Here is a 25782-nt window from a genome sequence, read left to right on the forward strand (position 1 = left end):
AGGGGTTCAGAGCCAGCCCTTCTGGGCAGCCCTGATGCCGGCTTCGAACCGGCTGGCCGCACCGAGCCGCTCCATGATGGAGGCCATGTGGCGCCGGACCGTGCGCCCGGCGATGCCGAGGCGCTGGCCCGCGACGTCGTCGGTCAGGCCGGTGGCGAGCAGGCGCAGGAGCTCGCGCTCGGTCTGGGTCAGTCCGGACTCGGGATCCTCCGAGGACGTCGCACCGAGCGGGATCGCAGTGCCCCAGGCCTGCTCGAAGAAGTCGATGAGGGCCTGGAGGATGCCGGGCTCGGTGACGTGCAGAGCCCCCTTGCGGTTGTCCGCGGGATCGATCGGCACCAGGGCGTTGGTCCCGTCGAAGATGACCACGCGCTGCGGAATCGTGGGGGCGGTACGAACCTCGCCGCCCTGACTGAGCAGCCAGCGGCCGTAGACCTCCAGGTGCGGATGGTTGCGCGCGACGTCCTGGTAGAGGGTCCGCATGGTGATGCCACGCTCGAAGACCTCGGTGTCGGCCGGTCGGCTGGCTTCGAGGTCTTCCGCGCGCTGCACACCGGGTTGGACGCTCAGGATCTCGCTACGGGTGGCGCGGGCCAGCTGGTCGAGGCGGGCATGGATGGCGTCCATGCCGAGGAGGCGTTCGCCGTTGGTCGCACGGCTCTCCGCCCGCCGGGCAACCATCTGGGTGACGGCGGCGCGGGAGGCGGCCAGTTCGGCCTGGCGTGCGGCGAGTTCGGCCTCCTGCCGGGCGACCATGTCCGCCAGACCGATCTCCGGGTCCACGGCGCGCATCTGGCCGGGGTGTTCACTGGAGGCACGCACCAGCAACAGCCGGGCGAGTTCATCGAGGGCCTCGTGAACCCGGGTGGGCGGCAGGCCACAGGCCGCGGCCAGCTGGTCAACGCCGTCACCTGGGTGGTCGAGCATGGTCCGGTACACGGCAGCGGCCGTGTCGGTCAGTCCGAGCGCCTGAAGCATGATGGCTGGCCCCCTGGTCGAGGCGCTCTCCCCCCACGGGACGCCTGATGAAGGGATCCTCTCAGATCCTGCACGCACTACTCAAGATCTCTTCATCCCGTTGATCCCGGTCCGGGCGCATCGGTGCGCATTCCGGGATCTGACGCCAGGCCGTGTCACCCCGAGCGCGCGGAACCGACGACGCCGTCATTTTTGTCATGGACCTGCTCATGGGTCCTGAATAGGCCGGGCCTGTTGCGGCCCCCAGGAACCCCTTCCGACGGGCGCGACCAGCGGCGAAGCTTTGTCTCGCCAGCAGGGAACAGCCCGAACGGCAACCGGACGAAGCGTCAACCGCGGGACGCGAGGCCGGAACGGGACAACCGTCAGATCACCTGGGAGGACACCACCATGATCAGCATCCGGATCGCCAAGGCCGCCGCGGTCGCCGCTCTCGCCCTGAGCACCATCACCATCGCAGACGTCGCGGTCGCCGCGACCCCCGCCACGCCGCCGGCCTCCGCCGCCGCGCCCGCCGGCACCCCGGCCCCCGCCACCGTCGGCTGGGGCGGCTGAGTCCGGGTTGGACATCGTCTACAGCAGCCTGATCCGGCGCGCCGGCGCCGCACCCGAGGTCATCGCCCAGGAGGCCGAACTGGCCAGTGTCCTGGGCGCCCTGTGGGCACACAGCCAGCCGGGCGACGGCCTCGAACACGCCTCCGGCCAGGTCGAGGGCGACCGGATCGACCTCCTGGTCTACCTGCGTGAAGGCGTGGCTGCCAGCCGGACCGACTCCACCGCACCGCTTCGAGTCGCGGCCCTGTTGCGCCGCTGCCACCAGAACTCACCGCTGCTGAACGCCCGTTACCTGCCACCGGACCCGCCCGTCCCGCCGGCGGACGACGCCGGCCAGCCGACCGCCTGACCGATCGGCCGCCCGAACTCCGGACCATCACCCGCAGCTCCCGCTAGGAGTCAGTTCGCCATGCCCGCACGCAAGTTCCCGCTCCGTGGCGCCCGCCTGGCGGCGGCGATCACGGCAGGTGCCGCCCTCGGCGCCGCCGTGCTGACCCTGACGCTGCCGGACGCCGACGCCCACGCCACCGCCACGGACCACCGCGGGCCTGCGGCCACGATGACAGCGCCGTCCGCCGGTGTGTCGGCACCGACCGCGAATCCGACGGCGAGCGCGTCGCCCACGACGCCCCCGTCCGCCCTGGCCGCACCGCCCGGCCTCCCCTCGCCTTCGGCCACCCCGACCGCGCACCCGGCCGCCCCCGACCTGCCCACCGGCGCCGCTGCCCCGGTCCGCACCGGCACACCGATCGTCCCTCCCGCCGGCGCACCCTCCAGTGCCCCGCCGCTCCCGGTGCCGGGCCAACCGCAGACCCAGGTGCTCAGCGCGGAACTCGACGGCTTCCCGGCCACCCTGAGCGCCGGCGGGCAGCCGGTCGAGTTCACCGCCGTCCTCAGCAACCCGACGGCGACCGCCTACCCGTCCGTCGCACCGCTGTTCCAACTCGTCGGCGGCCCCTGCAACTGCTCGGACGGTTCGCTCCAGCTGCTCGACCCGGCGACCGGCGCCTGGCAGAACGTCACGATGCCCACCGGCGACGGAGGTTCGCCGGCCTCCTTCGCCACCGGCGGCGCCGCGCTGCCCGCACACGGCAGCCTCACCTTCCACTTCCGGCTCACCCTCTCCACCCGCAACTCCGCGGAGGACGCCTTCGCGATGCTCTACGCCATCGACACCGCTGATCAGCGCGAGCTGGCGCTCAGCTCCACCCCCAGCCGCATCGGCTGATCGGACCCGCGACCCACCGCGCGCCGCAAGTGCGGCCGGTGGCTGCCCCGCTCCTGTGCACACCAGCCCGAAACCGTTGAGGAGAACCATGTCCGCGTCCGCGTGGAAGAAGTCCGCTGCCGCCACCACCGTTGCCTTGCTGGCCTGTTCGGCTGCGGTCCTGTCCTCCGGTCCGGCCTCCGCGGCCTCGGTCGCGACCTGGGAGAAGGTCGCCCAGTGCGAGAGCACGGGCAACTGGAGCATCAACTCCAACAACGGCTTCTACGGCGGCCTGCAGTTCACCGAGAGCACCTGGCTGGCCTACGGCGGCGCCCAGTACGCCCAGTACGCCAACCAGGCCACCGAGCAGCAGCAGATCCTGGTGGCCGAACAGGTGCTGCGCAGTCAGGGCCCCGGCGCCTGGCCGTCCTGCGGCCCGAAGGCCGGACTGACCAACGACGGTGTCGATCCCTATCCGGCCCCCACCCCCGCGCCAGTGCCCAACACGGTGCACTTGGTGGACATCACGCCCGACGGCGGTCTGCACAACACCGAGGGCAACTACACCGCCAACACCTGGTCCACCTGGGGCGACCTCGGCGCCAGCGGAGTCAAGGCCGTCACCAGCGCCAACACCGGCTCCACCAACCGCATCTTCATCATCGGCAGCGACAACAACATCTACGAGAACGACGGCAACTACGCCAACGGCACCTGGAGCGGCTGGCGCCAACTCATCGGCGCCCCCCAGGTCAAGGCCATCGCCGCCTCCTCCTACGGCAACACCATCCACCTCGAAGCCATCGACCTCAACGGCCACCTCTACAACTCCGACGGCGACTTCGCCGCCGGCCAGTGGAACGGCTGGAGCCTGGTCGGCGGCGGCGGCAACAACCTCGTCAAGGTCGCCGCCACCTCAACCACCAACAACACCAACCACATCTTCGCCATCGACAACACCAACCGCCTCTGGGAAATCGAAGGCAACTACGCCACCGGCAGCTGGGGCACCTGGGCCGACGCCGCAGGCGGCTTCCAGGGCACCGACGTCACCGCCTCCGCCAGCGCCGACACCGTCCACCTCGACGCCATCGGCACCGACGGAAACCTCTACAACACCGACGGCAACTTCGACACCGGCAAGTGGAACGGCTGGAGCAACGCCGGCGGCACCACCGCCGGCCCCCTCAAGCACGTCACCAGCGCCGCCGCCAACAACGTCAACCACATCTTCGCCGTCAACGCCAACAACCGCCTCATCGAACTCGACGCCAACTACAACACCGGCGCCTGGAACACCTGGCAGGAACCCGCCGGCGGCAACGACTCCACCGGAGCCACCGCCACCTTCACCAACTGACCCGTCGACGGCCAGGCCCCACCGCCCGGGCCCGGGCCGCCCGGATCAGCCCCATGGACTTCGCTCGGCGATCGGTCGACACCCCCGTCCCACTCCGCGTCCCAACAGGAGGACCCGTCATGTCCAACAGCTCGCTCCGCCGCGCCATCGGCACCCTCGCCAGCGCCGCCGTACTCGCCCCCGCCCTGGTCGTGCTCAGTGGTTCGGCCGCCTCCGCCAACACCGGCACCGACGTGGCGAACCTCGCGCTGGCCAACGTGGGCAAGGGAGCGGGCTCCTGCTCGACCTACAACTCCTCGGCCAACAGCCTCGGTGGCTCGGCCTTCAACGGGAGCTGCCAGGGCTACGCCGGAGTACCCGAATACTGGTGCGCGGACTTCGCCAAGTGGGTCTGGCAGAACAACGGCCTGAACGTCACCGGCATCACCGCAGCCGCGCACTCGTTCATCGATGCGGCGGGCAGCAACGGCAGCACGGTCCACCAGGACAGCGGATACCGCCCGCAGCTCGGCGACGCCGCGGTCTTCGGCACCAGCCACGTCGGCATCGTCACCGCCGTCAACGCCGACGGCTCCATCCAGCTCACCAACGGCGACTTCAGCGGCACCAAGGGCCAGGGCGAGGTGACCTTCGCCGAGACCTCCCAGGTCGTCAACGTCACCATCCCGTCCTCGCAGGTCGCCGCCGGGTCCTTCCAGTCCAACATGAACATGCAGCTGACCGCCTACGTCACCCCCAGCGGTTACAGCGCGCCCAACCCGTGGGCGAACACGGTGCACTTGGTGGACATCACGCCCGACGGCGGTCTGCACAACACCGAGGGCAACTACACCGCCAACACCTGGTCCACCTGGGGCGACCTCGGCGCCAGCGGAGTCAAGGCCGTCACCAGCGCCAACACCGGCTCCACCAACCGCATCTTCATCATCGGCAGCGACAACAACATCTACGAGAACGACGGCAACTACGCCAACGGCACCTGGAGCGGCTGGCGCCAACTCATCGGCGCCCCCCAGGTCAAGGCCATCGCCGCCTCCTCCTACGGCAACACCATCCACCTCGAAGCCATCGACCTCAACGGCCACCTCTACAACTCCGACGGCGACTTCGCCGCCGGCCAGTGGAACGGCTGGAGCCTGGTCGGCGGCGGCGGCAACAACCTCGTCAAGGTCGCCGCCACCTCAACCACCAACAACACCAACCACATCTTCGCCATCGACAACACCAACCGCCTCTGGGAAATCGAAGGCAACTACGCCACCGGCAGCTGGGGCACCTGGGCCGACGCCGCAGGCGGCTTCCAGGGCACCGACGTCACCGCCTCCGCCAGCGCCGACACCGTCCACCTCGACGCCATCGGCACCGACGGAAACCTCTACAACACCGACGGCAACTTCGACACCGGCAAGTGGAACGGCTGGAGCAACGCCGGCGGCACCACCGCCGGCCCCCTCAAGCACGTCACCAGCGCCGCCGCCAACAACGTCAACCACATCTTCGCCGTCAACGCCAACAACCGCCTCATCGAACTCGACGCCAACTACAACACCGGCGCCTGGAACACCTGGCAGGAACCCGCCGGCGGCAACGACTCCACCGGAGCCACCGCCACCTTCACCAACTGACCCACAGCGCAACACCACCAGCCGACCCACTCGGCCTCCTGACAGGCCGGGACGCCGAGTGGGTCGGCCGACGGTCCGACCGGCCGACCCGACGGCCGTACAGCCCAGTCAGCGAATGAACCCGTGCCGGCCCGAGGAGCCTCCATGCCCGCCCACGCCCCCAGTTCGACCACCCGCCGGACGCTCGCCGCGCTGGCACTCGCGACCACGCTCAGCACCGCCTCGGTCGGCATCGCCCAAGCCGCGCCGGCCACCACGACCGACAAGGCGGTCAACTACCTCGGATACACGTTCCGAGTGCCCGCGAACTGGCCGGTGGTGTCGCTGGCGGCCCACCCCGACACCTGCGTCCGCTACGACCAGCACGCCGTCTACCTGGGCACCCCGGGTGCGGACCAGGCCTGTCCGGCCCACGTCGGTGACCGCACCGAGGCCCTGCTGGTGGAGCCGGTCGGGTCCGCCGCCGATCCCAGCACGGTGGACCAGGCCGTCGCCCACCAGTTCCTGGCCACCGGGAAGCGAGCCCGCGTGACCGGCACCTACGGCACGGACAAGGCAGTGGTCCAGCGGATCCTCGCCGGCGCCGGCCTGCCGGGCGCGACCGCTCCGGCCGCCCACCAGACGGCCGTCGGAAAGGCCGCAGCCGAGCAGTCGGCAACCGTCCGGCCCGCCGCCGCGATGGACGGGAACACCGCGGCCTACACCGGCTACGGGTTCGACACCTGCGCCGCCCCGAGCTCCAGCACCATGTCCAGCTGGCTGACCAACTCGCCCTACCGGGCCGTCGGCATCTACATCGGCGGCGCCAACCGTGGCTGCAGCCAGCCCAACCTGACCGCCTCGTGGGTCCAGCAGCAGGCCTCCGCCGGTTGGCACTTCATGCCGCTCTACGTCGGATTGCAGGCATCCGCGATCTCCTCTCCGGGCACTGACGGCGCGGCAGCCGCCGACGACGCCATCGCCCAGGCACAGAGCCTGGGCTTCGGCCAGGGCACCCCGCTCTACTACGACATGGAGCAGTACGCCCCCGGCTACAGCTCCAACGTCCTCGGCTTCCTGGCCGCATGGACCAACGAGCTGCACGCCAAGGGCTACAAGTCCGCCGTCTACAGCTCGTCGAGCTCGGGCATCAAGGACCTCGCCGCCAACCTGAACACGGGCTACAACGAGCCGGACGTGGTCTTCGACGCCAACTGGAACAACACCGCCGACACCAACGACTCGGTCCTGCCGGCCGGCGCCTGGTCCAACCACCAGCGCGTGCACCAGTACAGCGGGAACGCCACGCAGACCTACGGCGGTGTCACCCTCGGCGTGGACCAGGACTACCTGGACGTGGCGGTCACCACCTCCCCGTGGGCGAACACGGTGCACCTGGTCAACGCCACTCCCGACGGCGGTCTGAACAACGCCGAGGGCAACTACACGGCCGGTGTGTGGACCGGTTGGAGCAACCTGGGTGCCAGTGGCGTCAAGGCCGTCACCAGCGCCGCCACCGGGTCGGTCAACCGTGTCTTCATCCTCGGCGGTGACAACAACATCTACGAGAACGACGGCAACTACGCCAGCGGCACCTGGTCCGGCTGGCGCCAGCTCATCGGCGCGCCGCAGGCCACCGCGATCACCGCCTCGGCCAGCGGCGACACCGTCCACCTCGACGCCGTCGAAGCCGACGGCCACGTCTACAACTCCGACGGCAACTTCGACACCGGCCAGTGGAACGGCTGGAGCTCGCTCGGCGGCGCCAACATGGTGCGCATCGCGAGTGCCACCACCGCCAACAACGTCAACCACATCTTCGCCATCGACACCAGCAACCAGCTGTGGGAGATCGACGGCAACTACGCCGCCGGTACCTGGAACACCTGGTCGAACTCCGCCAACTTCAAGGGCACCGACGTCACCGCCTCCGCCGGCGGCGACACCGTCCACCTGGGCGCCATCGGCACGGACGGCAACTGGTACAACAACGACGGCAACTTCGACACCGGTTCCTGGCAGGGCTGGTCCAACGGCGGCACCGACGGCGCCGGACCCCTCAAGCGCATCGCCAGCGCCATGGCCAACAACGTCAACCACGTCTTCGCCGTCAACGCGAACAACCGCCTGATCGAGAAGGACGGCGACTACAACGCGGGCACCTGGAACACCTGGCAGGCACCCGCGGGCGGTGCCGACTCGATCGGCGTCACCGCCTCCTTCACGAGCTGACGTTCCAGAGCGACGCACTCCGCGCACGGCCCCTCGATGCTTCGTCGAGGGGCCGTGACGGCATGTCAGATCCGCAGCGAGAGCGGGGGCGGGGTCCAGCGGTCGGTCGCCGGCTTGGTCGCCTTGACGCCGTACTCGTCCTTCAGGTGCTCGGGGATGGCGTACTGCATGACCCGGCCCCGGGTGAGGGAGCTCAGCTCGAAGGCGGTGGTGAGCTCGCCGAGGCGGTCCAACAGGCGGGCCGCCAGCGGGGAGGAGTCCTCCAGCCGTTCCAGGGCGCCGAGCAGCACGGGGGCCGCGCGCACGGCGGTGTCCCAGGCGGAGCGCGGGACGTCGAGCCAGTCGGCGGCGGTGTCGCCGATCAGGTAGCGGATCAGCGCCGGCACCAGGGGGTCGAGCAGGGTGCCCGGGACGACCTGCTCGTAGAGGTCGATCAGTTGGCGGGTCAGCCGCGCGCCCTCCTCGGAGGGGCCCATGTGGCGGGTCATGTAGAGGTCGGAGAACTCGCGGGCGGCGTCCAGGTCGGCGGGCGCGTGGGCGAGGTCGATCCCCAGCATGGCGCCCACCACGCGCCAGGCGTAGTAGTAGGACTGCGCGCCGTCGACCGTCATGGGGATGCCGAGGCGGTGCAGGGCGTCCAGCACCTGGATGGAGAACATCATCTGACCGCCGATCATGTCCTCCTGACAGATCGGCACACCGAGCCGGGCGGTGTCCCAGCGGTCCTCCCGGGCCAGGTGGTGGCGGATCGAGGCGTGCAGCAGGCGGACCTTCTGCGCGGCCGGGATGAAGCGGCTGCCCGCCTCGAAGGCGTCGGGGCGCATCAGGTAGACGGTGAACTGGCCGGTCTCGGCCATCCGGCGCGACGGGTAGTCCAACGAGTGGGTGGCGCTGAGCAGTCGGGCCACGTGCGGCACGACGTAGCAGGCGGGCATCGAGGCGAAGGAGAGCGCCGTCGAGATGTGCACGTTGTTGTGCAGGAAGAAGAGCCGGGCCTTCTCCATCTCGTCCCAGTCCACCCAGTCCGGCGGTGCGCTGGTCGCGCGCAGGTACTCGTGGGCCACCTCGGGCAGCCCCTCGGGGAGGTCCTGGCCGACCTGGGTGAAGGAGCGCATCAGGGTGTTGAACTTGCCGACCTCGCCGCGCTCGAAGAGCGTCTCCACGGTGGCGTCGGCGAGTTCGTCGCCGACCAGCCGCAGGGCGTCCATGGACTCGGGGGTGTAGGGCACGGTGCTGCTCCTCAGCGAGGGGAACGGAGGGGGCGTCAGGACTGGGTGTCAGGACTGGCGGACGGTGGCCGAGGTGAGCAGCTGGGTGAGCGCCCGGGCGGCCGGCTCCGGCAGCTCGGCGTCGGCCAGCGCCTCGGTGGCGGCCCGGACCCGCCCGGCGATGAGCTCCTCGACCCGCTCCGGTGCCCCGGCCCGGCGCATGATCTCCCGCACCCGCTCCAGGCCTTCGCGGTCCGGCCTGCCGCCGTCCAACAGGGCCAGCAGTTCCCGGCGTTCGGCCGGCGCGGCGGCGGGCAGGGTGAGCGCGAGCAGGGCGGTGGGCTTGCCGCCGGCGATGTCGTCCAGGTTCGACTTGCCGGTCCGGTCCGGGTCGCCGAAGATCCCGAGCAGGTCGTCGCGGAGCTGGAACGCCTCGCCCAGCGGGATGCCGTAGGCGGTGAAGCCCGCGATCAGGGCGGGCGGCGCGCCGGCCAGCCGGCCGCCGATGTGCAGGGGGTGCTCGACGGTGTACTTCGCCGTCTTGTACCGGATGATCTGCAAGGAGCGCTCGGCGTCCGGCCGTTCGCCCGCACGCAGGATCTCCAGGCACTCTCCGGCCACCAACTCCCGTGCCAGGGTGGCCCAGAGCACCCGGGCCCGGGCTAGGTAGGCGGCGGGCAGGCCGCAGCAGGTGAAGAGCTGGCCGGCCCAGGAGAGCAGCAGGTCGCCGACCAGCATCGCCAGGGCCCGTCCCTGGTCCCAGCCTTGCTGCCGGCCGCGCCGGTGGCCGGTCCCACCGCGCAGCGCGACGTGGGCGGTTGGCGCGCCGCGCCGCAGCGGGCTGTCGTCGATGATGTCGTCGTGCACCACGGCGGCGGCGTGGATCAGCTCCATGGCCGCCGCCGCCCGGATCACCTCGTCGCAGTCCGGCTGGCCGGCCGCCCGCCAGCCCCAGTAGCAGAAGGCCGCGCGCAGCCGTTTGCCCTCCCCCAGCGCACCGAGCAACTGGTCGGCCACCGGGGCGAGTTGTTTGTCGATCGCGAGCAGTTCGGCGGTCTCCCGGTGCGCGAAGGCCGCGAGTTCCGCATCGACCCGGACCTTGAACGCGGCCTGGTCGTCGGCGTGTTCAGCCATCACACGTCATCGCGACGGGCATGGTCGGTCCGGGCGGCCGCCCGCCGGGCCAGCAGCTCCAGGTGCGCCTCCGGGGTCGCGGCGTGGCGCTGGACCAGCAGTCGCCCACGGGCCGTCAGCTCGTCCTGGCCGTCGCGGGCCAGCTCGGCCAGGTCGGACCGCCCCAGCAGCCCGCGCAGTCCGCGCAGCGCGGCCCCGGCCCGGTCCAGCGCGAGGTCGGCCAGCCCGGCCACGGCGTAGAGCGGATCGCGCCCGCCCTCGTCGTCCGTCGTCACAGCTCCCCCTCCGGTCGTCACGCCGAGGAGCCTTGCCACCCTTTCGGCAGCCCACTCATGGAACAACCCGATGGAGTGATGAATCGCCAAAGCGACGCCTGGTCAGATCCGGAGCAGCTAGGGCCCGGCCGTTCACGGGGCGAGCGACGGCGCCTCGCGCAGGCCGAACTCGTGCCGCAGGGCGGAGCGGGCGGCCAGGTAGCCGCACATGCCGTGCACCCCGGGGCCGGGCGGGGTGGCGGCCGAGCAGAGGTACACGCCCGGCAGCGGGGTGCGGTACGGGTTCCACCGGGCCACCGGTCGCAGCAGCGCCTGACGGGGCGTCATCGCCCCGGCGGCGATGTCGCCGCCGACGTAGTTCGGGTTGTACTGCTCCAACTCTGCGGCGCTGCGCGAGTGGTGGGCGACCACGGTGTCGGCGAAGCCGGGGGCGTACCGCTCGATCCGCTCGGTGACCAGGCGCACCGGGTCGGTCGGGTCACCGTGCGGCACGTGCGCGTAGGCCCAGACCGGGCGCAGCCCGCCGACCGCCCGCTCCGGGTCGGTCACCGCCGGGTCCACCACCAGCACGAACGGCGCGCCGCCCGGCCGGCCCCGGGCCACCCGGGTCTCCTGGCGGAACAGCTCGCGCTGGGTGCCGCCCAGGTGCACGGTGCCGGCCAGGCCGACCCGGGGGTCCGCCCACGGGATCGGGCCCGAGACCAGGAAGTCCACCTTGGCGGCGCCCGGCCCGTACCGGTAGGCGCGCAGGGCGCGGCGGTAGCGGTCCGGCAGCAGCGGTCCGGCCATCCGCAGCAGCTCGGCCGGCCCGGTGTCGAGCAGCACCGCGCGGGCGCCGCCCAGCTCGCGCAGGTCGCTGATCCGCCGGCCGGTGGAGATCCGGCCGCCGTGCGCCGTCAGGTCCGCCGCCAGCGACTCGGCGATCCGGTCGCTGCCGCCGCGCACCAGCGGCCAGCCGGTGCCGTGCGCCAGGTGGCCCAGCAGCAGCGCGACGGCGGCGCCGGTCGGCGAGGGCAGCCGGCCGACCACGTGTGCGGCCACCCCGGCGAGCAGCGCCCGGGCCCGCTCCCCCGCGAACTGGCGACGGGCCAGCGGCGTGGCCAGCACCGGCAGCCGGGCCGCCAGCAGCAGCGCGGCCGCCGGGTCGGCGGGCAGGCCGCGCTGGTCGGAGAGCAGCAGGTCGACCAGGCCCTGGCTGTGCGTCAGCAGCGGTTCCATCAGGGCCCGCCAGCGCGGTCCGTCGGCCCCCAGCTCCGCGCAGGTGGCCCGCAGGCTGCGGTGGGCCAGCGCGGCCGGGCCCTCGGGCAGCGGGTGCGCGTAGCTCACCTCGGGGGTCAGCAGCTCGACCCCGCGCCCGGCCAGGTCGAACTCCTGGAAGAACCGGGACATCGGCGCCATCGGGTGCACGGTCGCGCACAGGTCGTGGCGCACCAGCGGGTCGAGCAGCGCCTCCGAGCGCAGTCCGCCGCCGATCTGCGCCGCCGCCTCGTGCAGCTCCACCCGCAGGCCGGCCCGGGCCATGGTGACCGCGGCGGCCAGCCCGTTGGGGCCGGAGCCGACCACTGCGACGTCCACCTGTCCGAGCGCCATGCCGTCTCCCTCCGGGGCCCTGCCACCATGATCGCATCCGCGGGTGGGCGGGGTCCGGGCAGGCGGGGCGGAGCGCGGCTGGAGCAGTCGTCAGTAGACCGGCAGCTCCGGGTCCACCTGGGTCGCCCAGGCCAGCACGCCGCCCTGCAGGTGGCTGGCGTTGGCGAAGCCGGCCCGCTTGACGGCGGCCAGGGCCTCGGCGGACCGCACGCCCGACTTGCAGTGCAGCACGATCGGCTTGTGCTGCGGGAGTTCGGCCAGCGCCTCGCCGGAGAGGATGCGGTCCTTGGGGATCAGCACCGCGCCGTCGATGTGCACGATCTCCCACTCCCCCGGCTCGCGCACGTCGATCAGGGCGAGGTCCTCGCCCGCCGCCAGCATCGCGTGCAGTTCGCGGGCGGTGATGCTGGACTCGGCGGCGGCCTGCTGGGCCTCGGCGGAGACGGTGCCGCAGAAGGCCTCGTAGTCGATCAGTTCGGTGATCGGCTCGCGACCGGGGCGGGGGCGCAGCCGCATGGTCTGGTGGGTCATCGCCAGGGCGTCGTAGACCAGCAGCCGGCCGAGCAGCGGATCGCCGATCCCGCAGATCAGCTTGACCGCCTCGGTGACCATCACCGAGCCGATGGTCGCGCAGAGCACGCCGAGCACGCCGCCCTCGGCGCAGGACGGGACCATGCCGGGCGGCGGGGCCTCCGGGAAGATGTCGCGGTAGTTGATGCCGCGCCCGTCCGGGGCGTCCTCCCAGAACACCGAGGCCTGGCCCTCGAAGCGGAAGATCGAGCCGTAGACGTAGGGCTTGCGGGCCAGCGCGGCGGCGTCGTTCACCAGGTAGCGGGTGGCGAAGTTGTCGGTGCCGTCCAGGATCAGGTCGTATTCGGAGAAAATCTCGACCGCATTGCCGGAGTCCAGGCGCAGTTCGTGCAGTCGCACCTCGACGGCGCTGTTGATCTCCCGGATCGCGTCCCGGGCGCTGTGCGCCTTGGGGCGGCCGACGTCCGACTCGCCGTGGATGACCTGGCGTTGAAGATTCGATGCCTCGACCGTGTCGAACTCGACAATTCCCAGCGTGCCGACACCCGCGGCGGCGAGATAGAGCAGCACCGGCGAACCCAGCCCACCGGCCCCGATCACCAGCACTTTCGCATTGCGCAGGCGTTTCTGCCCGTCGACGCCGACCTGAGGAATGATCAGGTGCCGGCTGTAGCGCGAGACATCGTCCCTGCTCAACCCGGCTTCCGGCGCGACCAGCGGGGGCAGTGCTCCAGGCGACACAATCGCTCCTCGACGGTCGACAACCCGCCACACAATGGCCCTGGTTACCCGTCAGTGTCAATGCCCGCCGCCAATGCCCCGCGCGGCCCGGCCGGCCCCCTCCCGGACGGTCGTTGACCATTGCGCAGTGTTGCTGCAACATTGCACGCACTGATCAACTGCGGGGGAAGGCGCGACTGTTGATTGCGGCGGATTGGCACGAAGCAGAGACTTTCGGGCAGTTATTGTCCGAACGAGCGGGTCAGGTTCCGGAAAACGTCGCCTATCGCTTTCTGGCCGAGGACGAAACGGCCGTCGAGATCAGCTACGCCGAACTCGACCTGCGGGCCCGGGCGGTGGCTGCCCGGCTGCTCGCGGCCACCGGCGGGCGGCGCCGGCCGGCCCTGCTGCTCTTCGCGCCCGGGCTGGACTACCTGGCCGGACTGTTCGGCTGCTTCTACGCCGGGATGCCCGCCGTGCCGGCCTTCCCGCCGGACCCCACCCGGCTGAACCGCACCCTGCCGCGGCTGGCCGCGATCATCGAGGACATCGACTCGGAGCTGGTGCTCACCACCTCCGACATCGCGGCGCTGATGCGCGACTGGCTGGCCGGCACGCTGCCGCCGGCCCGCCCGCCGGTCCTGGTCACCACCGACGACCTGGCCGCCGCGGAACTCGCCGACGGCACAACGGAGTTCGCCGCGCCCGACGCGGAGCTGCCCGCGCTGCTCCAGTACACCTCCGGCTCCACCTCGCTGCCGCGCGGCGTGATGCTGGGCCACACCCAACTCCTGGACAACTGCGCCCGGATCGCCGAGGGCTTCGGCATCCACCCGGGCAGCTCCGGCGGCCTGTGGCTGCCGCCGTACCACGACATGGGCCTGATCGGCGGCATCCTCACCCCGCTGGCCACCGGGATCCCGGTCACCCTGATGTCGCCGGTGGCCTTCCTGCGCCGCCCGCTGGCCTGGCTGCGGATGGTCTCCCGGTACGGCGCCACCATCACCGGCGCCCCCAACTTCGCCTACGACCTGTGCGTGCGCCGGGCCAAGGACGCCGACCTGGTGGGGCTCGACCTGTCCACGGTCGAACTGACCTTCACCGGCGCCGAACCGGTGCGCGCCGACACCATGGCCAGGTTCGCCGAGCGGTTCGCCCCGGCGGGCTTCCGGGCCGAGAGCTTCTACCCCTGCTACGGCCTGGCCGAGGCCACCCTGCTGGCCACCGGCGGCAAGCCGCTGACCGGTTGGCGCTCGGTGTCGGTGGCCCGCGACCCGCTGGAGCTGGCCGGCACCGCCCGCCCCGCCGAGGACGGCGAGCCGGTGCGCGAGCTGGTCGGCTGCGGCCGGGCCGGCGCCGACACCGAACTGCTGATCGTGGACCCGCAGTCCGCGCGCGAACTGGGCGACGGCGAGGTGGGCGAGATCTGGCTGGCCTCGCCGAGCGTCGCGGCCGGCTACTGGCGCCGCCCCGAGCAGAGCGCCGAGACCTTCACCGCGCGCACCGAGGACGGCCGCGGGCCCTACCTGCGCACCGGCGACCTCGGCTTCCTGCTGGACGGCGAGCTGCACCCGACCGGCCGATTGAAGGACCTGATCGTCATCAACGGCCGCAACCACCACCCGGTGGACATCGAGCGCGCCTGCGAGTCGGCCGTGCCGGGGGTGCGCCGCAACTGCGGGGCCGCGTTCGCCATCGAGGACGAACCGGGCGCGGCCGAGCGGCTGGTCCTGGTCTACGAGGCCGAACCGACCGCGGCCGAGGAGCACCCCGCGGTGCTGGACGCGCTGCGCGCCGCCGTCTCGCTGGAGATCGGCGTGCCGGTGCACGCCGTCGTGCTGGTCGAGCCGCGCAGCGTGCCGAAGACCTCCAGCGGCAAGGTGCAGCGCTGGCTGGCCCGGCGGCACTACCTGGCCGGCGAGCTGGCGGTGCTGGCCCGCTGGCCGGCCGTCGGCTGACCCGGGACCCGTCGGCCGACCCGAGAACCCCAACCCGAGAGGCGCCAGAACCATGATCGTCAAGGTCCGGGGCATCCTGCTCCGCTTCACCGACTACCAGAACGAGATCGAGGTGGACGGCGGCACCGTCCGCGAGGGCCTGGCCGACCTGACGCAGCGCTACCCGGCGCTCGACGAGGTGCTGCGGGACCGCGAGGGCGCCGTCCGCGCCACCCACCTGATCGCGCTCAACGGCGAGCAGCTCACCCTGGAGGAGCTCGACCGGGAGGCCGGCGAGGACGACCGGGTGGACATCGTCACCGCGGTCTCCGGCGGCTGACCCGCGATGCCGCGCCGCAGCGCCTTCGAACTCGTGCTGGACGCCAGCCTGTTCACCCCGGTCCAGCTGCAGCCCGTGGCGGTCGGCCGGCTCGGCTTCCAGGCCGGCACCCGCTGGTTGCGCGACCACGTGGCCAGCCACCGCACCCTGGTGACCGAGCACAAGGTCGGACTGGTGCTCTGGTCCTGGCAGTTGGAGTACCTCGAACCGCTGCGCTTCGAGGACGCGGACCAGGTCGACGTCGAGGTCACCGGCCGGGTGCGCGGTCCGCGCGCCTCCCAGCTGGAGGTCGCGATGACCGTCACCGGCCCCGCCGGCGTCGCGGTGCGCACCACCGCGGCCTCGGTGCCGCTGCGGCTCAGCGGCGACCGGGCGCTCTCCGGCGCCCCGGCCCGGCTGCCCGAGGACCTGCTCGCCGGCTTCCCGGAGGACGAGGTCGAGCGCTCCTCCCACCTCTCCCGGGTGCCCGGCCTGACCGCCGCGCTGGAGCGCGCGGACGAGCCGCTCGGCCCGCCGGAGAGCCTGCCGGTGCGGATCCACCGGCACCACTGCGAGGTGGCCGACCAGTGGTACTGGGCCGAGTCGCTGGGCTTCGCCGGCAGCGCCCGGGAGGAGTACGTGCGCAAGCACGGCCGCACCTCCCCCGTGCTGCGCCGCGCGCTGTCCGGCGGGCTGCACCGGCTGGACGTCACCTGGCTGCGGGCCGGCCAGCTCTGGGACGACCTGGTGGTGCGCACCACCGCCCACCGGCACGAGGACGGCCTGGCCTTCGTGCACCGGCTCGACCCGGCCGAGCCGGACGGCGGCGGCAGCTACGCGGTGGTGGTCGAGCAGATATGACGCTCCGTCAGAGAGCTTATGCCGCACCGGTGCTGACGGCCTCGGCGGACGCCGAGCGGGTCGAGCGGCTGCTCGGCTGCCCGTTCGACCCGGCCGGCGGGATGTCGCTGGTGGCCGCGCTGCAGGCCGACGAGACCGAGACCGAACCGGCGGCCGGTTACCGGGCGGCTTGGGCGGCCGGCCTGCACGAGTACCTGGTGCCGGTCGCCGAGGGCGGCCGGCTGGCCTCCTTCGAGTCGCTGCTGGGCGTGCTGCGGGCGATGTCCCGCCGTGACCTGGCGGTCGCCGTCGGCCTCGGCTCCACCTTCCTGGCCGCCACCCCGGTCTGGATCTGGGGCACCCCGGAGCAGCGGCAGCGGGTGGCCGAGCTGGTGCTGGACCGCCGCTGGGGCACCGCCGGGATCAGCGAGGACGCGGCCGGCAGCGACCTGCTGGCCACCGCCACCCGGGCCACCGCGACCGCCGACGGCTGGACCCTCTCCGGCCGCAAGTGGCTGGTCGGCAACGGCGCCCGCTCCGGCTTCGCGACCGTGCTGGCCGCCGCCGAGCCCTCCTTCGGGCTCTTCCTGCTGGACTTCGACCGGGTCGGCACGGACGGGGTGCGGCGGCTGCCCAAGGTCCGCACCCTGGGCCTGCGCGGCCACGACCTCAGCGGCTTCGAGCTGGACGGCTACCGGATCCCGTCCTCGGCCCGGCTCGGCCGACCCGGGCGGGGCGTCGAAATGGTCTCCGGGATGCTGCAGTTCACCCGGACCCTGGTCGGCGGCATGAGCCTGGGCGCGGCCGACACCGCGCTGCGGATCGCCCTGCGGCACGCCCGCGAGCGCCGGCTCTACGGCGGCACCGCGCTCGACCTGCCGCCGGTGCGCTCGCTGCTCGCCCGCGGCTTCGCCGACCTGCTGGCCGCCGAGTGCACCCAACTCACCGCGGCCCGCGGCCTGGACGTGGCCCGGCAGCGGATGCCGCTCTGGTCGGCGGTGGCCAAGTACCTGGTGCCGGCGCTCTGCCAGGACACCGTGACGGCGGCCGGCGAGGTGCTCAGCGCCCGCGCCTACCTGCGCGAGGGGGTGGCCGGCGGGGCGTTCCAGAAGATCGCCCGGGACGCCGCGATCACCCCGGTCTTCGAGGGCACCCAGCTGGTCCAGCTGGAGACGGTGCACGCCCAACTGGCCAGCGGTGCGCGCCGCCCGGGCACCGCACCGGAGCTGCCGGCGCAGCTGCTCTTCGCCTTCGGCGACCCGGTCGGCCCGTGGCGGCCGGCCGATCCGCGGCCCTCGCTCAGCTACGGCGGCACCGACGAGGTGGTCGGCCGGCTCGCCGAGGCGGTCGCCCTGCTGGCCGCCGAGGACCGCGAACTCGGCAGGCTGGCAGCACAGTTGCTCGTCGTGCGGGAGACCGACCGGGCCCTGCTGCCGCCCCGCCGCACCCCCGAGGCCTACGAGTGGGCCCGTCGGCACTGCCTGCTGCACGCGGCCGCCTGCTGCCTGCACACCTGGACCAGGCGCCGGGCCGCGCTCGGCCCGCTCGGCAGCGACCCGGCCTGGCTCTCGGTGGCCCTGCGCCGGCTGCTGGAGCGGCTCGGCCGCCCCACCGCACCGGACCACGCGGCGGAGCACCGCCTGGTCCGCCTGCTCACCGAACTGGACGACGACGACCGGGCCTTCTCGCTGCTGCCGGTGCGGCTGGCGGCGCAGTACCGGGCCGGAAGCTAACCGGAACCCCAGCCTTGGAGGCCATCATCACCACACACCACGACGCCGCCGCCACGCCGGTCGCTGCCGAGCCGGGTGCCGGCGAACCGGTCCGGGCCTGGCTGACCGCCCAGTTGGCCGCCCTGCTCGGGGTCGCCCCCGAGGCCGTGCCGTTCGAGCGCCCGCTCGGCGAGCTCGGCATCGACTCGCTGACCGCGGCCGAGTTCTCCGTCGAGGTCGAGGAGCGCACCGGGGTCAACGTGCCGCTGGAGCGCTTCCTCGGCGACCTGACGCTGACCGGCCTGATCGCCGAGCTGGAGTCCGGGCAGGTGCCCGCATGACCGGGCGCAGGCACGCCACCGATGTGATGGACCGTCACATCGACGCCGACCGCGTCCTTTTGGAGGCCGAGGTCGAGCAGGTCCGCCGCGAGGCCCGACGCCGGTTCGCCGCCTTCGTACTGGACCACGCCAACCCGGGCACCGTCTTCCGCAACCGGCAGAAGCAGCCGCTGGACCCGGAGCTCTTCCGGCAGGCCGGCGAACTCGGGCTGATCGGCTTCTCGCTGCCCACCGAGGTCGGCGGCGAGGGCCGCGACAAGCTCGCCTGGGGCGTGGTCGTCGAGGAGCTCGCCCGGCTCTCGCTCGACCCCAACTTCGCGGTGCTGATCGACATCACGGTGGAGATCACCGAGCTGATCCTGTCCAGCGGCAAGCCCGAGCTGATCGACCGCTACGTCGCCGACCTGGTGGCCGGGCGCCGGTTCGGCGTGCAGGGCGCGTACGAGAGCCGCGACCCGTACGACTACCGCTCCACCGCCCGCCAGGAGGGCGACGAGTGGGTGCTCAACGGCGCCAAGCGGTTCGTCGCCGGGGCCCGGTTCGCCGACCTGTTCATCCTCTTCCTGCGCGACGAGACCTCCAACGACATGCTCGCCTTCGCGGTCGAGAAGGACGACCCCGGGGTCTCCGCCGTCCACCTGGAGACCATGGGCCTGCACGTGATGGGCCTGGGCCAGGTGCTGCTGCACGAGGTCCGGCTGCCGCACTGGCGCCTGGTCTGGCGGGCCGACGCGCTCAGCGAGCTCAACACCTACGCCCGGATCCGCCGCACCGTCACCGCCTGCGGCGTGCTCGGCGAACTGGAGGGCATGATCGCGGCCAACGTCGAGGCGCTCGCCCCCCGGCGGCGCACCGGGCGCCGGGTGCTGGACTACCCCAACGTCGAGCGCTCGATCGGCGAGCTGCGCACCCTGCTGCAGACGGCCCGGGCCACCGTCTACCGGGCGCTGGACCACACCCGGGCCCCCGGCCGGGACCCGTACTTCGACGAGTACGCCACCGTCGCCAAGTACCACGCCTCCGAGTGCGCGGTGCGGGCCGGCGAGCTGCTGATGACCCTTCAGGGCGGCGAGAGCTACATGGCCGACTTCCCCTGGGAGCGGTTCATGCGGGACGTGCTCGGCCTGCTCGGCGGCCAGGGCTCGCAGGAGCTGCTGCTGATCCAGCTCGGCCAGCGCACCATCGTCGGGCTGGAGGGCGACCGGGTCCGCGAGGAGGCGGCCGAGCGGGCCGTGGCCAAGCTCTGCGACGCCTGGTGGGCGCTGCACGCGGCCGCGCTCCCCGCCCCCTCGCCCGCCGCCGCGGCGGTCACCGCCGCCGCCAAGCCCACCGAGGCCGACCTGGACGGCCTGCCCGCCCTGCTCGACCGCGCGCACCAGCTGCTCGCCGAGGTGCGGGCCGGCCGGGTGCCCGAGCAGCTGCCGCCACCCCCGGCAGGCAAGCTGGCCCGGGCCGGCTGGGCGCTGCCGGTCTGCGTCGCCGCGCTGGCCACCGGGCTGCTGACCCGGCTGCTCGAACCGGCCACCCTGAGCGAGGCGGCCGACGAGCTGCCGAAGGCGTTCACCGAGGGCGTGCTGGAGGTGCTCACCGGCGCGGGGCTGGTCCGGCTGCGGCCGGACGGCCGGTACGCGACGGAGGCCGGCCTGGAGCGGGTGCTGATCGGCGGCCCGCGCAGCACCTCGTTCGCGGCCCGGCTGGACCGCGCCGTCAGCGGGGCGGCCGCGCTGCGCGCGGGCACGCCCCCCGAGCACGCCCCGGCCGGCACTGGCGGCGAGGCCCCGGCACTGGTGGACGCACTGGTCAACACGGTGCTCGGCCGCCTGGAGGGCCTGTCCGAGCAACTCGCCCGCCCGGACGCCCGGATCGGCTGCCTCGCCCGGGACGGGGGCGCCAGCGCCGCCGCGCTCTCCCGCCAACTCCCGCACCTGCCCGTGCTCACCACCCTCGCGGACGACCTGGCCCTCACCTGGCTGCCCACGGCCGGCCTCGACGACGCCGCCCTGCAGGCTGCCGTCACCACCGCGGCCGGTTCGCTGACCGCCGGCGGCTGGCTCGTGCTGCCGGTCGTCCAGCCGCCGAAGCGCCCGCTCGGCGCGGCGGTGGCCTCGCTGGACAGCGAGGTCTCCGGCGGCGCGGCCGCCCTGGCGGCCGACGCGCTGGACACCGCCCTGCGCGCGGCCGGCCTCGCCCACCTGCGCACCTTGTGGGAGGAGCCGTCGCTCGGCATCCGCCTGGTGGCGGCGCGGCGGCCCTGAGGCAGTGCCGGGTGCCGACCGGCCGGTCGGCACCCGGCTTGCTAGAGCCCCCCGAACGGGAGGTGGTCCGCCACCGCGAGGGCGCGCACGAAGCAGCGCAGGCGGACGAGTTGGCGGGCGAGGGCGCGCACGGCGGCGGGCCGGCGGGGGGCGTAGGCGGCGGTCCACAGGGCGGGTACGTGATCCATGCCCAGCAGGATCCGGCGATCCGGTGCGGTCGGTCCAACAGATCGTTTCACTTCCTGCCATCGATAGAGTCGATGGATGGAGATGCGTCAGCTCCGCCACTTCCTGGCGGTCGTCACCGAGGGCACCTTCACGGCCGCCGCCCGGTCGGAACTCATCGTGCAGTCGGCGCTCAGCACGTCCATCCGCAACCTGGAGCGCGAGTTGGGGGCGGACCTGTTCGACCGCACCGGCCGCCGCGTGGTGCTCACCGAGGCCGGGCGAGCGCTGCTGCCGCAGGCCCGGGCGCTGCTCGCGGGGGCCGAGGCGGCGCGGGAGGCCGTCGCGGCGGTGACCGGCCTGACCACCGGGCGGGTGGCCATCGGCACCATCCAGACCCTCACCTGCGTGGACCTGCCCGCCGAGTTGGCGCTGTTCCACCGGCGTTGGCCCGGCATCCAGGTGTCGGTGCGCGACGCGCCGGTCGACGACCTGTACGCGGGCCTGCGCGCGGGCGAGCTGGACCTGGCCTACCTCGCCCCCGACGCCGCCGTACTCCCCGACGGCCTGGTCGAGTTCGCCTCCTGGCAGGAGGAGTTGGTGCTGATCACGGCCCCCGGGCACCCGCTCGCGCAGGCCGGCCGCACGTTCATCCGGGACCTCGGCCAGGAGTCCTTCATCGACTTCCGCGCGGGCACGGGCCTGGAGAGCGCCGTGCGCCGGCTCGCCGCCCACTGCGGCCTGGACCGCCGCATCACCTGCGACGTGACCCAGATCGGCATGCTCGTGGACCTGGTGCGGGCCGGCATCGGCGTGGCCTTCGTCCCCCGCCGCATCGGCGAGGCCGCGGGCCTGCCGTGCGTCCGGATCCGCCAACCCGAGCCCGGCCGCACCATCGTCCTCACCGGCCGCGGGCCGAGCCTGCGGAACCCGGCGGCCTCGGCGCTGGTCGATCACCTCGTGCGCGCTCGGCCGAAGGCTGACACGCAAGAAGAGATCCCCGGAATGTCGCCGCCCGGATTCCGCTCTACGTGATCTGCAAGATGATGGGTGTGCCCAGCGAGGACTGGGAGCACCTGTTCAAGCTGACGAGCGACGCCTTCGGCGCCGGTGACGCGCTCACCCGCCGGTTCGCCCACCTCGACATCATGAGCTACTTCGAGAAGCTGCAGTCGATCAAGGCGGCAGACCCGGGCGACGACCTGGTGAGCGTGCTGGCGACCGCCGAGATCGACGGCAAGCGGCTGAGCCCCGAACGGTCTTCAAGGACCCCGACACCTTCGACATCTCGCGCCAGCCCAACCGGCACCTGGCGCTGGGCTTCGGCGAGCACTTCTGCGTCGGCAGCATGCTCGCCCGGGTGGAACTCCGGCTTCTTTACGCGGAGTTGCTGAACCGCAAGATCTCCGTCGAGTTCGACGGCGAGCCGACGCTGCTGAGCTCGATCGTCGTCAACGGGCCGGAGCCGAAGACCCGGGCCCGCCGGCAGGCCCTGTGCCGCGCTGTTGCCGAAACGCCCGGAGCGCCTCGTACGGTCGGGTCAGGGGCACTCGGGCGGACTGCAGAGACCGCTCGAAGTACTGGCGGAACCAGTCCAGTTCCTCCCCGGGGCAACGCTCGCGTTCTCAGCTGTGCCCCCGGTCGGGGCACCGGCACTCGCCGCGTGTGAGCCGGCGAAGGACTGCGGGGCGGGCTGCGGGGCGGGTGCGGCGAGGGCGCTGCCGGGCGTGCCGACCAGCGCCGCCGCCGCGATCGCGCCGGCCACAGCCGCTTCGCGCCACCACCGTCTTGTGCGTGCCGAGTTGTCGTTCATCGTCCAAGGACCCCGTTCCTTCGAGAGTGACTATGGCTGCTGACTCCATCGTCCGGTCGGCCCCGCTCGGGCGTCTTTAGCGGCGGGTGCACAAGGTTCTTGACGCCGTGTCCACTCGTCCGGGTACGGAAGTTCCCGCCCCAGCAGGCCATTTATCGCGCATTCAGAAACCTTGGATTGACTGCTGGCTCCGTGCCGGGGGCGGGCGCAGCTCATCGGCAACCGATGCTTCAAGGGTGGGTTTGATCGTGCTGACGCAGACGCTGTTCCGCAGCGAGGACCTGCCGGCTGCGGACCGGTTCGACGCCTGGTGCGACCTCATGGGCCAGAGCCACGCGCCCATGCAGATGACCAGCGAGTTCGCGGCGGACTTCAAGGCGCGCCAGAGCGTGATCGCGCTCGGGGCCGTCACGGTCTACCCGACGTCGTTCCAGCAGGTGGTCTTCCGGCGCACCCCGAAGCTCATCCGGCAGTCCGATCCCGAGACCTACCACCTGTCGCTGATGGTCAACGGCAACGGTGGCGCCCGGTGGGACCGGCGGGAGGCGGTCTACCGGCCCGGTGACTTCCACACCAGCTCCACCTCCGCCCCGTACGAGGCCTTCGGGGGGCCGGAGTCGGTCGCCATCATCGGCGTCGAAGTCCCCCGCTCGCTGCTCCTGCTGCCCTCGAACCGGGCCGACCAGGTGATGGGGTTGCACCTGTCCGGACAGGAGGGTGTCGGTGCGCTGCTGGCGCAGTTCCTCGCCCAGCTGGTGTCCGACACCAGCCCCTACCGACCGGCGGACGCCCCTCGCCTGAGCACCGTCATCGCCGACCTCACGACCGCGCTGTTCGCCCACACCCTCGAAGCCGACGCCGCACTGCCGCCGGAGTCCCGCCGCCGGACCCTGTTCCTGCGCGCCCAGGCCTTCCTCCGCCACAACCTGACCGACCCCGAGCTGACACCGGATCAGGTCGCCGCAGCACTGCACATCTCCCGCAGCTACCTCTACCAACTGTTCCGCCAAGAAAGCACCACCGTCGCCGGCTACCTGCGCCGCCTGCGACTCGAAGCCGCACACCGCGACCTGGCCGACCCAGCCCAACGGACGACGCCCGTCCACACCGTCGCCGCCCGCTGGGGCTTCCGCCACGCCTCCGACTTCACACGCGCCTTCCGCACCGCCTACGGGATCTCACCCACGGACCATCGACACCACGCCGCCAAGGCGAGGTCGAGTAGCTGGAGCGGTGAGGAATCCCGTCGGAATGCGGTCACGCTGTCGGCACCGGGTGAAAGCTGACCGCTCGGTGCGAGCCTTGGGTTGACCGCCGGCTCTGTGCTGTGAGCGGATGCATCCCATCAGTGACCGATGCTTCAAGGGTGGGTTTGATCGTGCTGACGCAGACGCTGTTCCGCAGCGAGGACCTGCCGGCTGCGGACCGGTTCGACGCCTGGTGCGACCTCATGGGCCAGAGCCACGCACCCATGCAGATGACCAGCGAGTTCGCGGCCGACTTCAAGGCGCGCCAGAGCGTCATCGCCCTCGGTGAAGTCACCGTCTACCCGACGACGTTCCAGCAGGTCGTCTTCCGCCGCACCCCGAAGCTCATCCGGCAGTCCGATCCCGAGACCTACCACCTGTCGCTCCTCGTGAGCGGCGCCGGCGGAGCCCGGTGGGACCGCCGGGAGGCCACGTACCACCCCGGCAACTTCCACAGCAATTCCACCTCCGCCCCGTTCGAAGTCATCAGCGGATCGGAGTCGGTCACCATCATCGGGCTCGAAGTCCCCCGCTCCCAGCTCCTGCTGCCCTCGAACCGGGCCGACCAGGTGATCGGCCTGCACCTGTCCGGCCAGGAAGGAGTCGGCGCGCTGCTGGCCCAGTTCCTCACCCAACTGGCCGCCGACACCAGCCCCTACCACCCGACGGACGCCCCACGTCTGAGCACGGTCATCGCCCACCTCACGACCGCGCTGTTCGCCCACACCCTCGACGCCGACGCCGCACTGCCGCCGGAGTCCCGCCGCCGGACCCTGTTCCTGCGCGCCCAGGCCTTCCTCCGCCACAACCTGACCGACCCCGAGCTGACACCGGATCAGGTCGCCGCAGCACTGCACATCTCCCGCAGCTACCTCTACCAACTGTTCCGCCAAGAAGGCACCACCGTCGCCGGCTACCTGCGCCGCCTGCGCCTGGAAGCCGCACACCGCGACCTGGCCGACCCAGCCCAACGGACGACGCCCGTCCACACCGTCGCCGCCCGCTGGGGCTTCCGCCACGCCTCCGACTTCACACGCGCCTTCCGCACCGCCTACGGGATCTCACCCACGGACCACCGACACCACGCCGCCAAGGGGACCGCGATGTGACCGCGGATCAGACGTGCGGCAACTCGGCGACGGCCGGCCGGTGGCCGCCGTAGGAGGCGACCAGCGCGTCCGCCACGACGGCAGCGTCCGCCTCGGCCACGTCGCCGGGGTACTCCGGGAGCAGGTCGTCCCAGATGACCATCCACGACCCGTACAGCTGGGCCTGCCCCTCGGGACGGGCGAAGAACCAGATGTGCAGGTGGGCGCCACCGTCTCCGATGCGGTAGACGTGGGCCCGGGAGATGTGCGGCAGTGCCTGGATGTGGCGGGCGATGTGGGTGGTCAACACGCCGAGTTCGGCGGCCAGTTCGTCCGGCAGGTCGGCCAGGTCGTAGTGCTCGCGCGGGTGCAGCATCAGCACCAGCGGCACGCCCACCCCCTTGATCTGGGTGAGCCGCCAGCGCTCGTTCAGCCAGATCCCCTCGTCCCGACTGCGGCACGAGCCGCAGTCCGCCGGGTCCTCACCGTGCCGCGCGGGCTCGGGCACGACCGGCGGCCGCAGCGGCGCGACGCGCAGGCCCTCCTGCTCGAACGGGCTGATGTCCCACCCCGTCATCCGGGCCAGCGGGAGGCGCGCCTCGGCGTCGGCGGCGGAGCGTGCGTGGGCGTAGAACTCATCGGGTCGCAGTGCCATGGCGGAACACTACTGA

25 protein-coding genes are annotated in these 25782 nt (G+C 72.4%); 17 read left to right on the forward strand and 8 right to left on the reverse strand.

Going from position 1 to position 25782, the window contains the following annotated elements:
• Nucleotides 1-6 precede the first annotated feature (6 nt).
• Entirely contained in the window at nt 7-978 is a 972-nt protein-coding gene (locus FHX73_RS03505; protein ID WP_145903222.1) for a helix-turn-helix transcriptional regulator, read from the reverse strand.
• A gap of 390 nt (nt 979-1368) precedes the next feature.
• Here FHX73_RS03505 and FHX73_RS44465 point away from each other — a divergent pair, with 390 nt between their 5' ends.
• The 6 genes from FHX73_RS44465 to FHX73_RS03530 all read left to right on the forward strand — a co-directional run bounded on the left by FHX73_RS44465 (nt 1369) and on the right by FHX73_RS03530 (nt 7936).
• Nucleotides 1369-1533, forward strand: a complete 165-nt coding sequence (locus FHX73_RS44465; protein ID WP_170304824.1) for a hypothetical protein — start codon at nt 1369-1371, stop codon at nt 1531-1533.
• Between the two features lie 7 nt (nt 1534-1540).
• Nucleotides 1541-1882 carry a hypothetical protein gene (locus FHX73_RS03510; protein ID WP_145903223.1) on the forward strand — a complete coding sequence of 114 codons (342 nt, stop codon included), beginning with the start codon at nt 1541-1543 and terminating at the stop codon, nt 1880-1882.
• A 60-nt stretch (nt 1883-1942) separates the two neighbouring features.
• Entirely contained in the window at nt 1943-2761 is an 819-nt protein-coding gene (locus FHX73_RS03515) for a hypothetical protein (RefSeq protein WP_145903224.1), read from the forward strand.
• A gap of 88 nt (nt 2762-2849) precedes the next feature.
• A complete protein-coding gene (locus tag FHX73_RS47065; RefSeq protein ID WP_211786126.1) occupies nt 2850-4100 on the forward strand; it encodes a transglycosylase family protein in 1251 nt (416 codons plus the stop codon).
• A gap of 119 nt (nt 4101-4219) precedes the next feature.
• Entirely contained in the window at nt 4220-5725 is a 1506-nt protein-coding gene (locus tag FHX73_RS47070; RefSeq protein ID WP_170304825.1) for a CHAP domain-containing protein, read from the forward strand.
• 144 nt (nt 5726-5869) lie between these two features.
• On the forward strand, nt 5870-7936 hold the full coding sequence (locus FHX73_RS03530) for a glycoside hydrolase domain-containing protein (RefSeq protein WP_145903226.1): 2067 nt from the start codon (nt 5870-5872) through the stop codon (nt 7934-7936).
• A gap of 65 nt (nt 7937-8001) precedes the next feature.
• Here the strand turns inward: FHX73_RS03530 and FHX73_RS03535 are convergent, their stop codons facing one another.
• From FHX73_RS03535 to moeZ, 5 genes are all read right to left on the reverse strand, one after another.
• Nucleotides 8002-9165, reverse strand: coding sequence for an oxygenase MpaB family protein (locus FHX73_RS03535; protein WP_145903227.1), 1164 nt, complete (start codon nt 9163-9165; stop codon nt 8002-8004).
• Between the two features lie 48 nt (nt 9166-9213).
• Nucleotides 9214-10278, reverse strand: coding sequence for a polyprenyl synthetase family protein (locus FHX73_RS03540; protein ID WP_145903228.1), 1065 nt, complete (start codon nt 10276-10278; stop codon nt 9214-9216).
• Nucleotides 10278-10553 (reverse strand): hypothetical protein, encoded by a 276-nt coding sequence (locus FHX73_RS03545; RefSeq protein ID WP_145903229.1) that lies wholly within the window; start codon nt 10551-10553, stop codon nt 10278-10280. Before FHX73_RS03545 ends, FHX73_RS03540 begins: the two co-directional genes overlap by 1 nt.
• Nucleotides 10554-10685: 132 nt before the next feature.
• Nucleotides 10686-12143 carry a phytoene desaturase family protein gene (locus FHX73_RS03550; protein WP_145903230.1) on the reverse strand — a complete coding sequence of 486 codons (1458 nt, stop codon included), beginning with the start codon at nt 12141-12143 and terminating at the stop codon, nt 10686-10688.
• A 90-nt stretch (nt 12144-12233) separates the two neighbouring features.
• Nucleotides 12234-13415: an adenylyltransferase/sulfurtransferase MoeZ gene (gene moeZ, locus FHX73_RS03555; RefSeq protein WP_211786127.1), complete on the reverse strand. Its 1182-nt coding sequence runs from the start codon at nt 13413-13415 to the stop codon at nt 12234-12236.
• Nucleotides 13416-13639: 224 nt separating this feature from the next.
• Here moeZ and FHX73_RS03560 point away from each other — a divergent pair, with 224 nt between their 5' ends.
• Genes FHX73_RS03560 through FHX73_RS03585 form a run of 6 tightly spaced genes read left to right on the forward strand, consistent with a single transcriptional unit; the run spans nt 13640 to nt 20798 of the window.
• Nucleotides 13640-15352, forward strand: coding sequence for a fatty acyl-AMP ligase (locus FHX73_RS03560; protein WP_246213330.1), 1713 nt, complete (start codon nt 13640-13642; stop codon nt 15350-15352).
• 52 nt (nt 15353-15404) lie between these two features.
• Nucleotides 15405-15671 (forward strand): MoaD/ThiS family protein, encoded by a 267-nt coding sequence (locus FHX73_RS03565; RefSeq protein WP_145903231.1) that lies wholly within the window; start codon nt 15405-15407, stop codon nt 15669-15671.
• Nucleotides 15672-15677: 6 nt separating this feature from the next.
• Nucleotides 15678-16511, forward strand: a complete 834-nt coding sequence (locus FHX73_RS03570; RefSeq protein WP_145903232.1) for an acyl-CoA thioesterase family protein — start codon at nt 15678-15680, stop codon at nt 16509-16511.
• Nucleotides 16508-18223 carry an acyl-CoA dehydrogenase family protein gene (locus tag FHX73_RS03575; protein ID WP_145903233.1) on the forward strand — a complete coding sequence of 572 codons (1716 nt, stop codon included), beginning with the start codon at nt 16508-16510 and terminating at the stop codon, nt 18221-18223. Before FHX73_RS03570 ends, FHX73_RS03575 begins: the two co-directional genes overlap by 4 nt.
• 14 nt (nt 18224-18237) lie before the next feature.
• The gene (locus FHX73_RS03580; RefSeq protein WP_145903234.1) at nt 18238-18543 is read left to right on the forward strand and encodes an acyl carrier protein; all 306 of its coding nucleotides are present in this window, start codon (nt 18238-18240) and stop codon (nt 18541-18543) included.
• Nucleotides 18540-20798: an acyl-CoA dehydrogenase family protein gene (locus FHX73_RS03585; RefSeq protein WP_145903235.1), complete on the forward strand. Its 2259-nt coding sequence runs from the start codon at nt 18540-18542 to the stop codon at nt 20796-20798. Before FHX73_RS03580 ends, FHX73_RS03585 begins: the two co-directional genes overlap by 4 nt.
• A 41-nt stretch (nt 20799-20839) precedes the next feature.
• Here FHX73_RS03585 and FHX73_RS44470 read toward each other — a convergent pair whose 3' ends face one another.
• The gene (locus FHX73_RS44470) at nt 20840-20986 is read right to left on the reverse strand and encodes a hypothetical protein (RefSeq protein ID WP_170304826.1); all 147 of its coding nucleotides are present in this window, start codon (nt 20984-20986) and stop codon (nt 20840-20842) included.
• 76 nt (nt 20987-21062) lie between these two features.
• Here FHX73_RS44470 and FHX73_RS03590 point away from each other — a divergent pair, with 76 nt between their 5' ends.
• From FHX73_RS03590 to FHX73_RS03610, 5 genes are all read left to right on the forward strand, one after another.
• Nucleotides 21063-21998, forward strand: coding sequence for a LysR family transcriptional regulator (locus FHX73_RS03590; RefSeq protein ID WP_145903236.1), 936 nt, complete (start codon nt 21063-21065; stop codon nt 21996-21998).
• Entirely contained in the window at nt 21995-22357 is a 363-nt protein-coding gene (locus tag FHX73_RS47075) for a hypothetical protein (RefSeq protein WP_145903237.1), read from the forward strand. Before FHX73_RS03590 ends, FHX73_RS47075 begins: the two co-directional genes overlap by 4 nt.
• Nucleotides 22279-22632 carry a hypothetical protein gene (locus tag FHX73_RS47595; protein WP_425461428.1) on the forward strand — a complete coding sequence of 118 codons (354 nt, stop codon included), beginning with the start codon at nt 22279-22281 and terminating at the stop codon, nt 22630-22632. Before FHX73_RS47075 ends, FHX73_RS47595 begins: the two co-directional genes overlap by 79 nt.
• Before the next feature lie 392 nt (nt 22633-23024).
• On the forward strand, nt 23025-24062 hold the full coding sequence (locus tag FHX73_RS03605) for an AraC family transcriptional regulator (RefSeq protein ID WP_145903238.1): 1038 nt from the start codon (nt 23025-23027) through the stop codon (nt 24060-24062).
• 92 nt (nt 24063-24154) lie between these two features.
• A complete protein-coding gene (locus FHX73_RS03610; RefSeq protein ID WP_145903239.1) occupies nt 24155-25132 on the forward strand; it encodes an AraC family transcriptional regulator in 978 nt (325 codons plus the stop codon).
• A 7-nt stretch (nt 25133-25139) separates the two neighbouring features.
• Here the strand turns inward: FHX73_RS03610 and FHX73_RS03615 are convergent, their stop codons facing one another.
• Complete coding sequence (locus FHX73_RS03615) at nt 25140-25766, reverse strand: HIT family protein (protein ID WP_145903240.1); 627 nt, start codon at nt 25764-25766, stop codon at nt 25140-25142.
• Nucleotides 25767-25782: the final 16 nt, after the last annotated feature.

The organism is Kitasatospora viridis (assembly GCF_007829815.1).
In the GTDB taxonomy this organism is placed as follows: Bacteria; Actinomycetota; Actinomycetes; order Streptomycetales; family Streptomycetaceae; genus Kitasatospora; species Kitasatospora viridis.

What these genes read in the sequence shown, in the direction of transcription:
- FHX73_RS03505 (WP_145903222.1), bottom strand. Translation starts at nt 978, where the DNA reads ATGCTTCAGGCGCTCGGACTGACCGACACGGCCGCTGCCGTGTACCGG.
- FHX73_RS44465 (WP_170304824.1), top strand. Translation starts at nt 1,369, where the DNA reads ATGATCAGCATCCGGATCGCCAAGGCCGCCGCGGTCGCCGCTCTCGCC.
- FHX73_RS03515 (WP_145903224.1), top strand. Translation starts at nt 1,943, where the DNA reads ATGCCCGCACGCAAGTTCCCGCTCCGTGGCGCCCGCCTGGCGGCGGCG.
- FHX73_RS47065 (WP_211786126.1), top strand. Translation starts at nt 2,850, where the DNA reads ATGTCCGCGTCCGCGTGGAAGAAGTCCGCTGCCGCCACCACCGTTGCC.
- FHX73_RS47070 (WP_170304825.1), top strand. Translation starts at nt 4,220, where the DNA reads ATGTCCAACAGCTCGCTCCGCCGCGCCATCGGCACCCTCGCCAGCGCC.
- FHX73_RS03530 (WP_145903226.1), top strand. Translation starts at nt 5,870, where the DNA reads ATGCCCGCCCACGCCCCCAGTTCGACCACCCGCCGGACGCTCGCCGCG.
- FHX73_RS03540 (WP_145903228.1), bottom strand. Translation starts at nt 10,278, where the DNA reads ATGGCTGAACACGCCGACGACCAGGCCGCGTTCAAGGTCCGGGTCGAT.
- FHX73_RS03550 (WP_145903230.1), bottom strand. Translation starts at nt 12,143, where the DNA reads ATGGCGCTCGGACAGGTGGACGTCGCAGTGGTCGGCTCCGGCCCCAAC.
- FHX73_RS03565 (WP_145903231.1), top strand. Translation starts at nt 15,405, where the DNA reads ATGATCGTCAAGGTCCGGGGCATCCTGCTCCGCTTCACCGACTACCAG.
- FHX73_RS03570 (WP_145903232.1), top strand. Translation starts at nt 15,678, where the DNA reads ATGCCGCGCCGCAGCGCCTTCGAACTCGTGCTGGACGCCAGCCTGTTC.
- FHX73_RS03575 (WP_145903233.1), top strand. Translation starts at nt 16,508, where the DNA reads ATGACGCTCCGTCAGAGAGCTTATGCCGCACCGGTGCTGACGGCCTCG.
- FHX73_RS03585 (WP_145903235.1), top strand. Translation starts at nt 18,540, where the DNA reads ATGACCGGGCGCAGGCACGCCACCGATGTGATGGACCGTCACATCGAC.
- FHX73_RS44470 (WP_170304826.1), bottom strand. Translation starts at nt 20,986, where the DNA reads ATGGATCACGTACCCGCCCTGTGGACCGCCGCCTACGCCCCCCGCCGG.
- FHX73_RS03590 (WP_145903236.1), top strand. Translation starts at nt 21,063, where the DNA reads ATGGAGATGCGTCAGCTCCGCCACTTCCTGGCGGTCGTCACCGAGGGC.
- FHX73_RS03615 (WP_145903240.1), bottom strand. Translation starts at nt 25,766, where the DNA reads ATGGCACTGCGACCCGATGAGTTCTACGCCCACGCACGCTCCGCCGCC.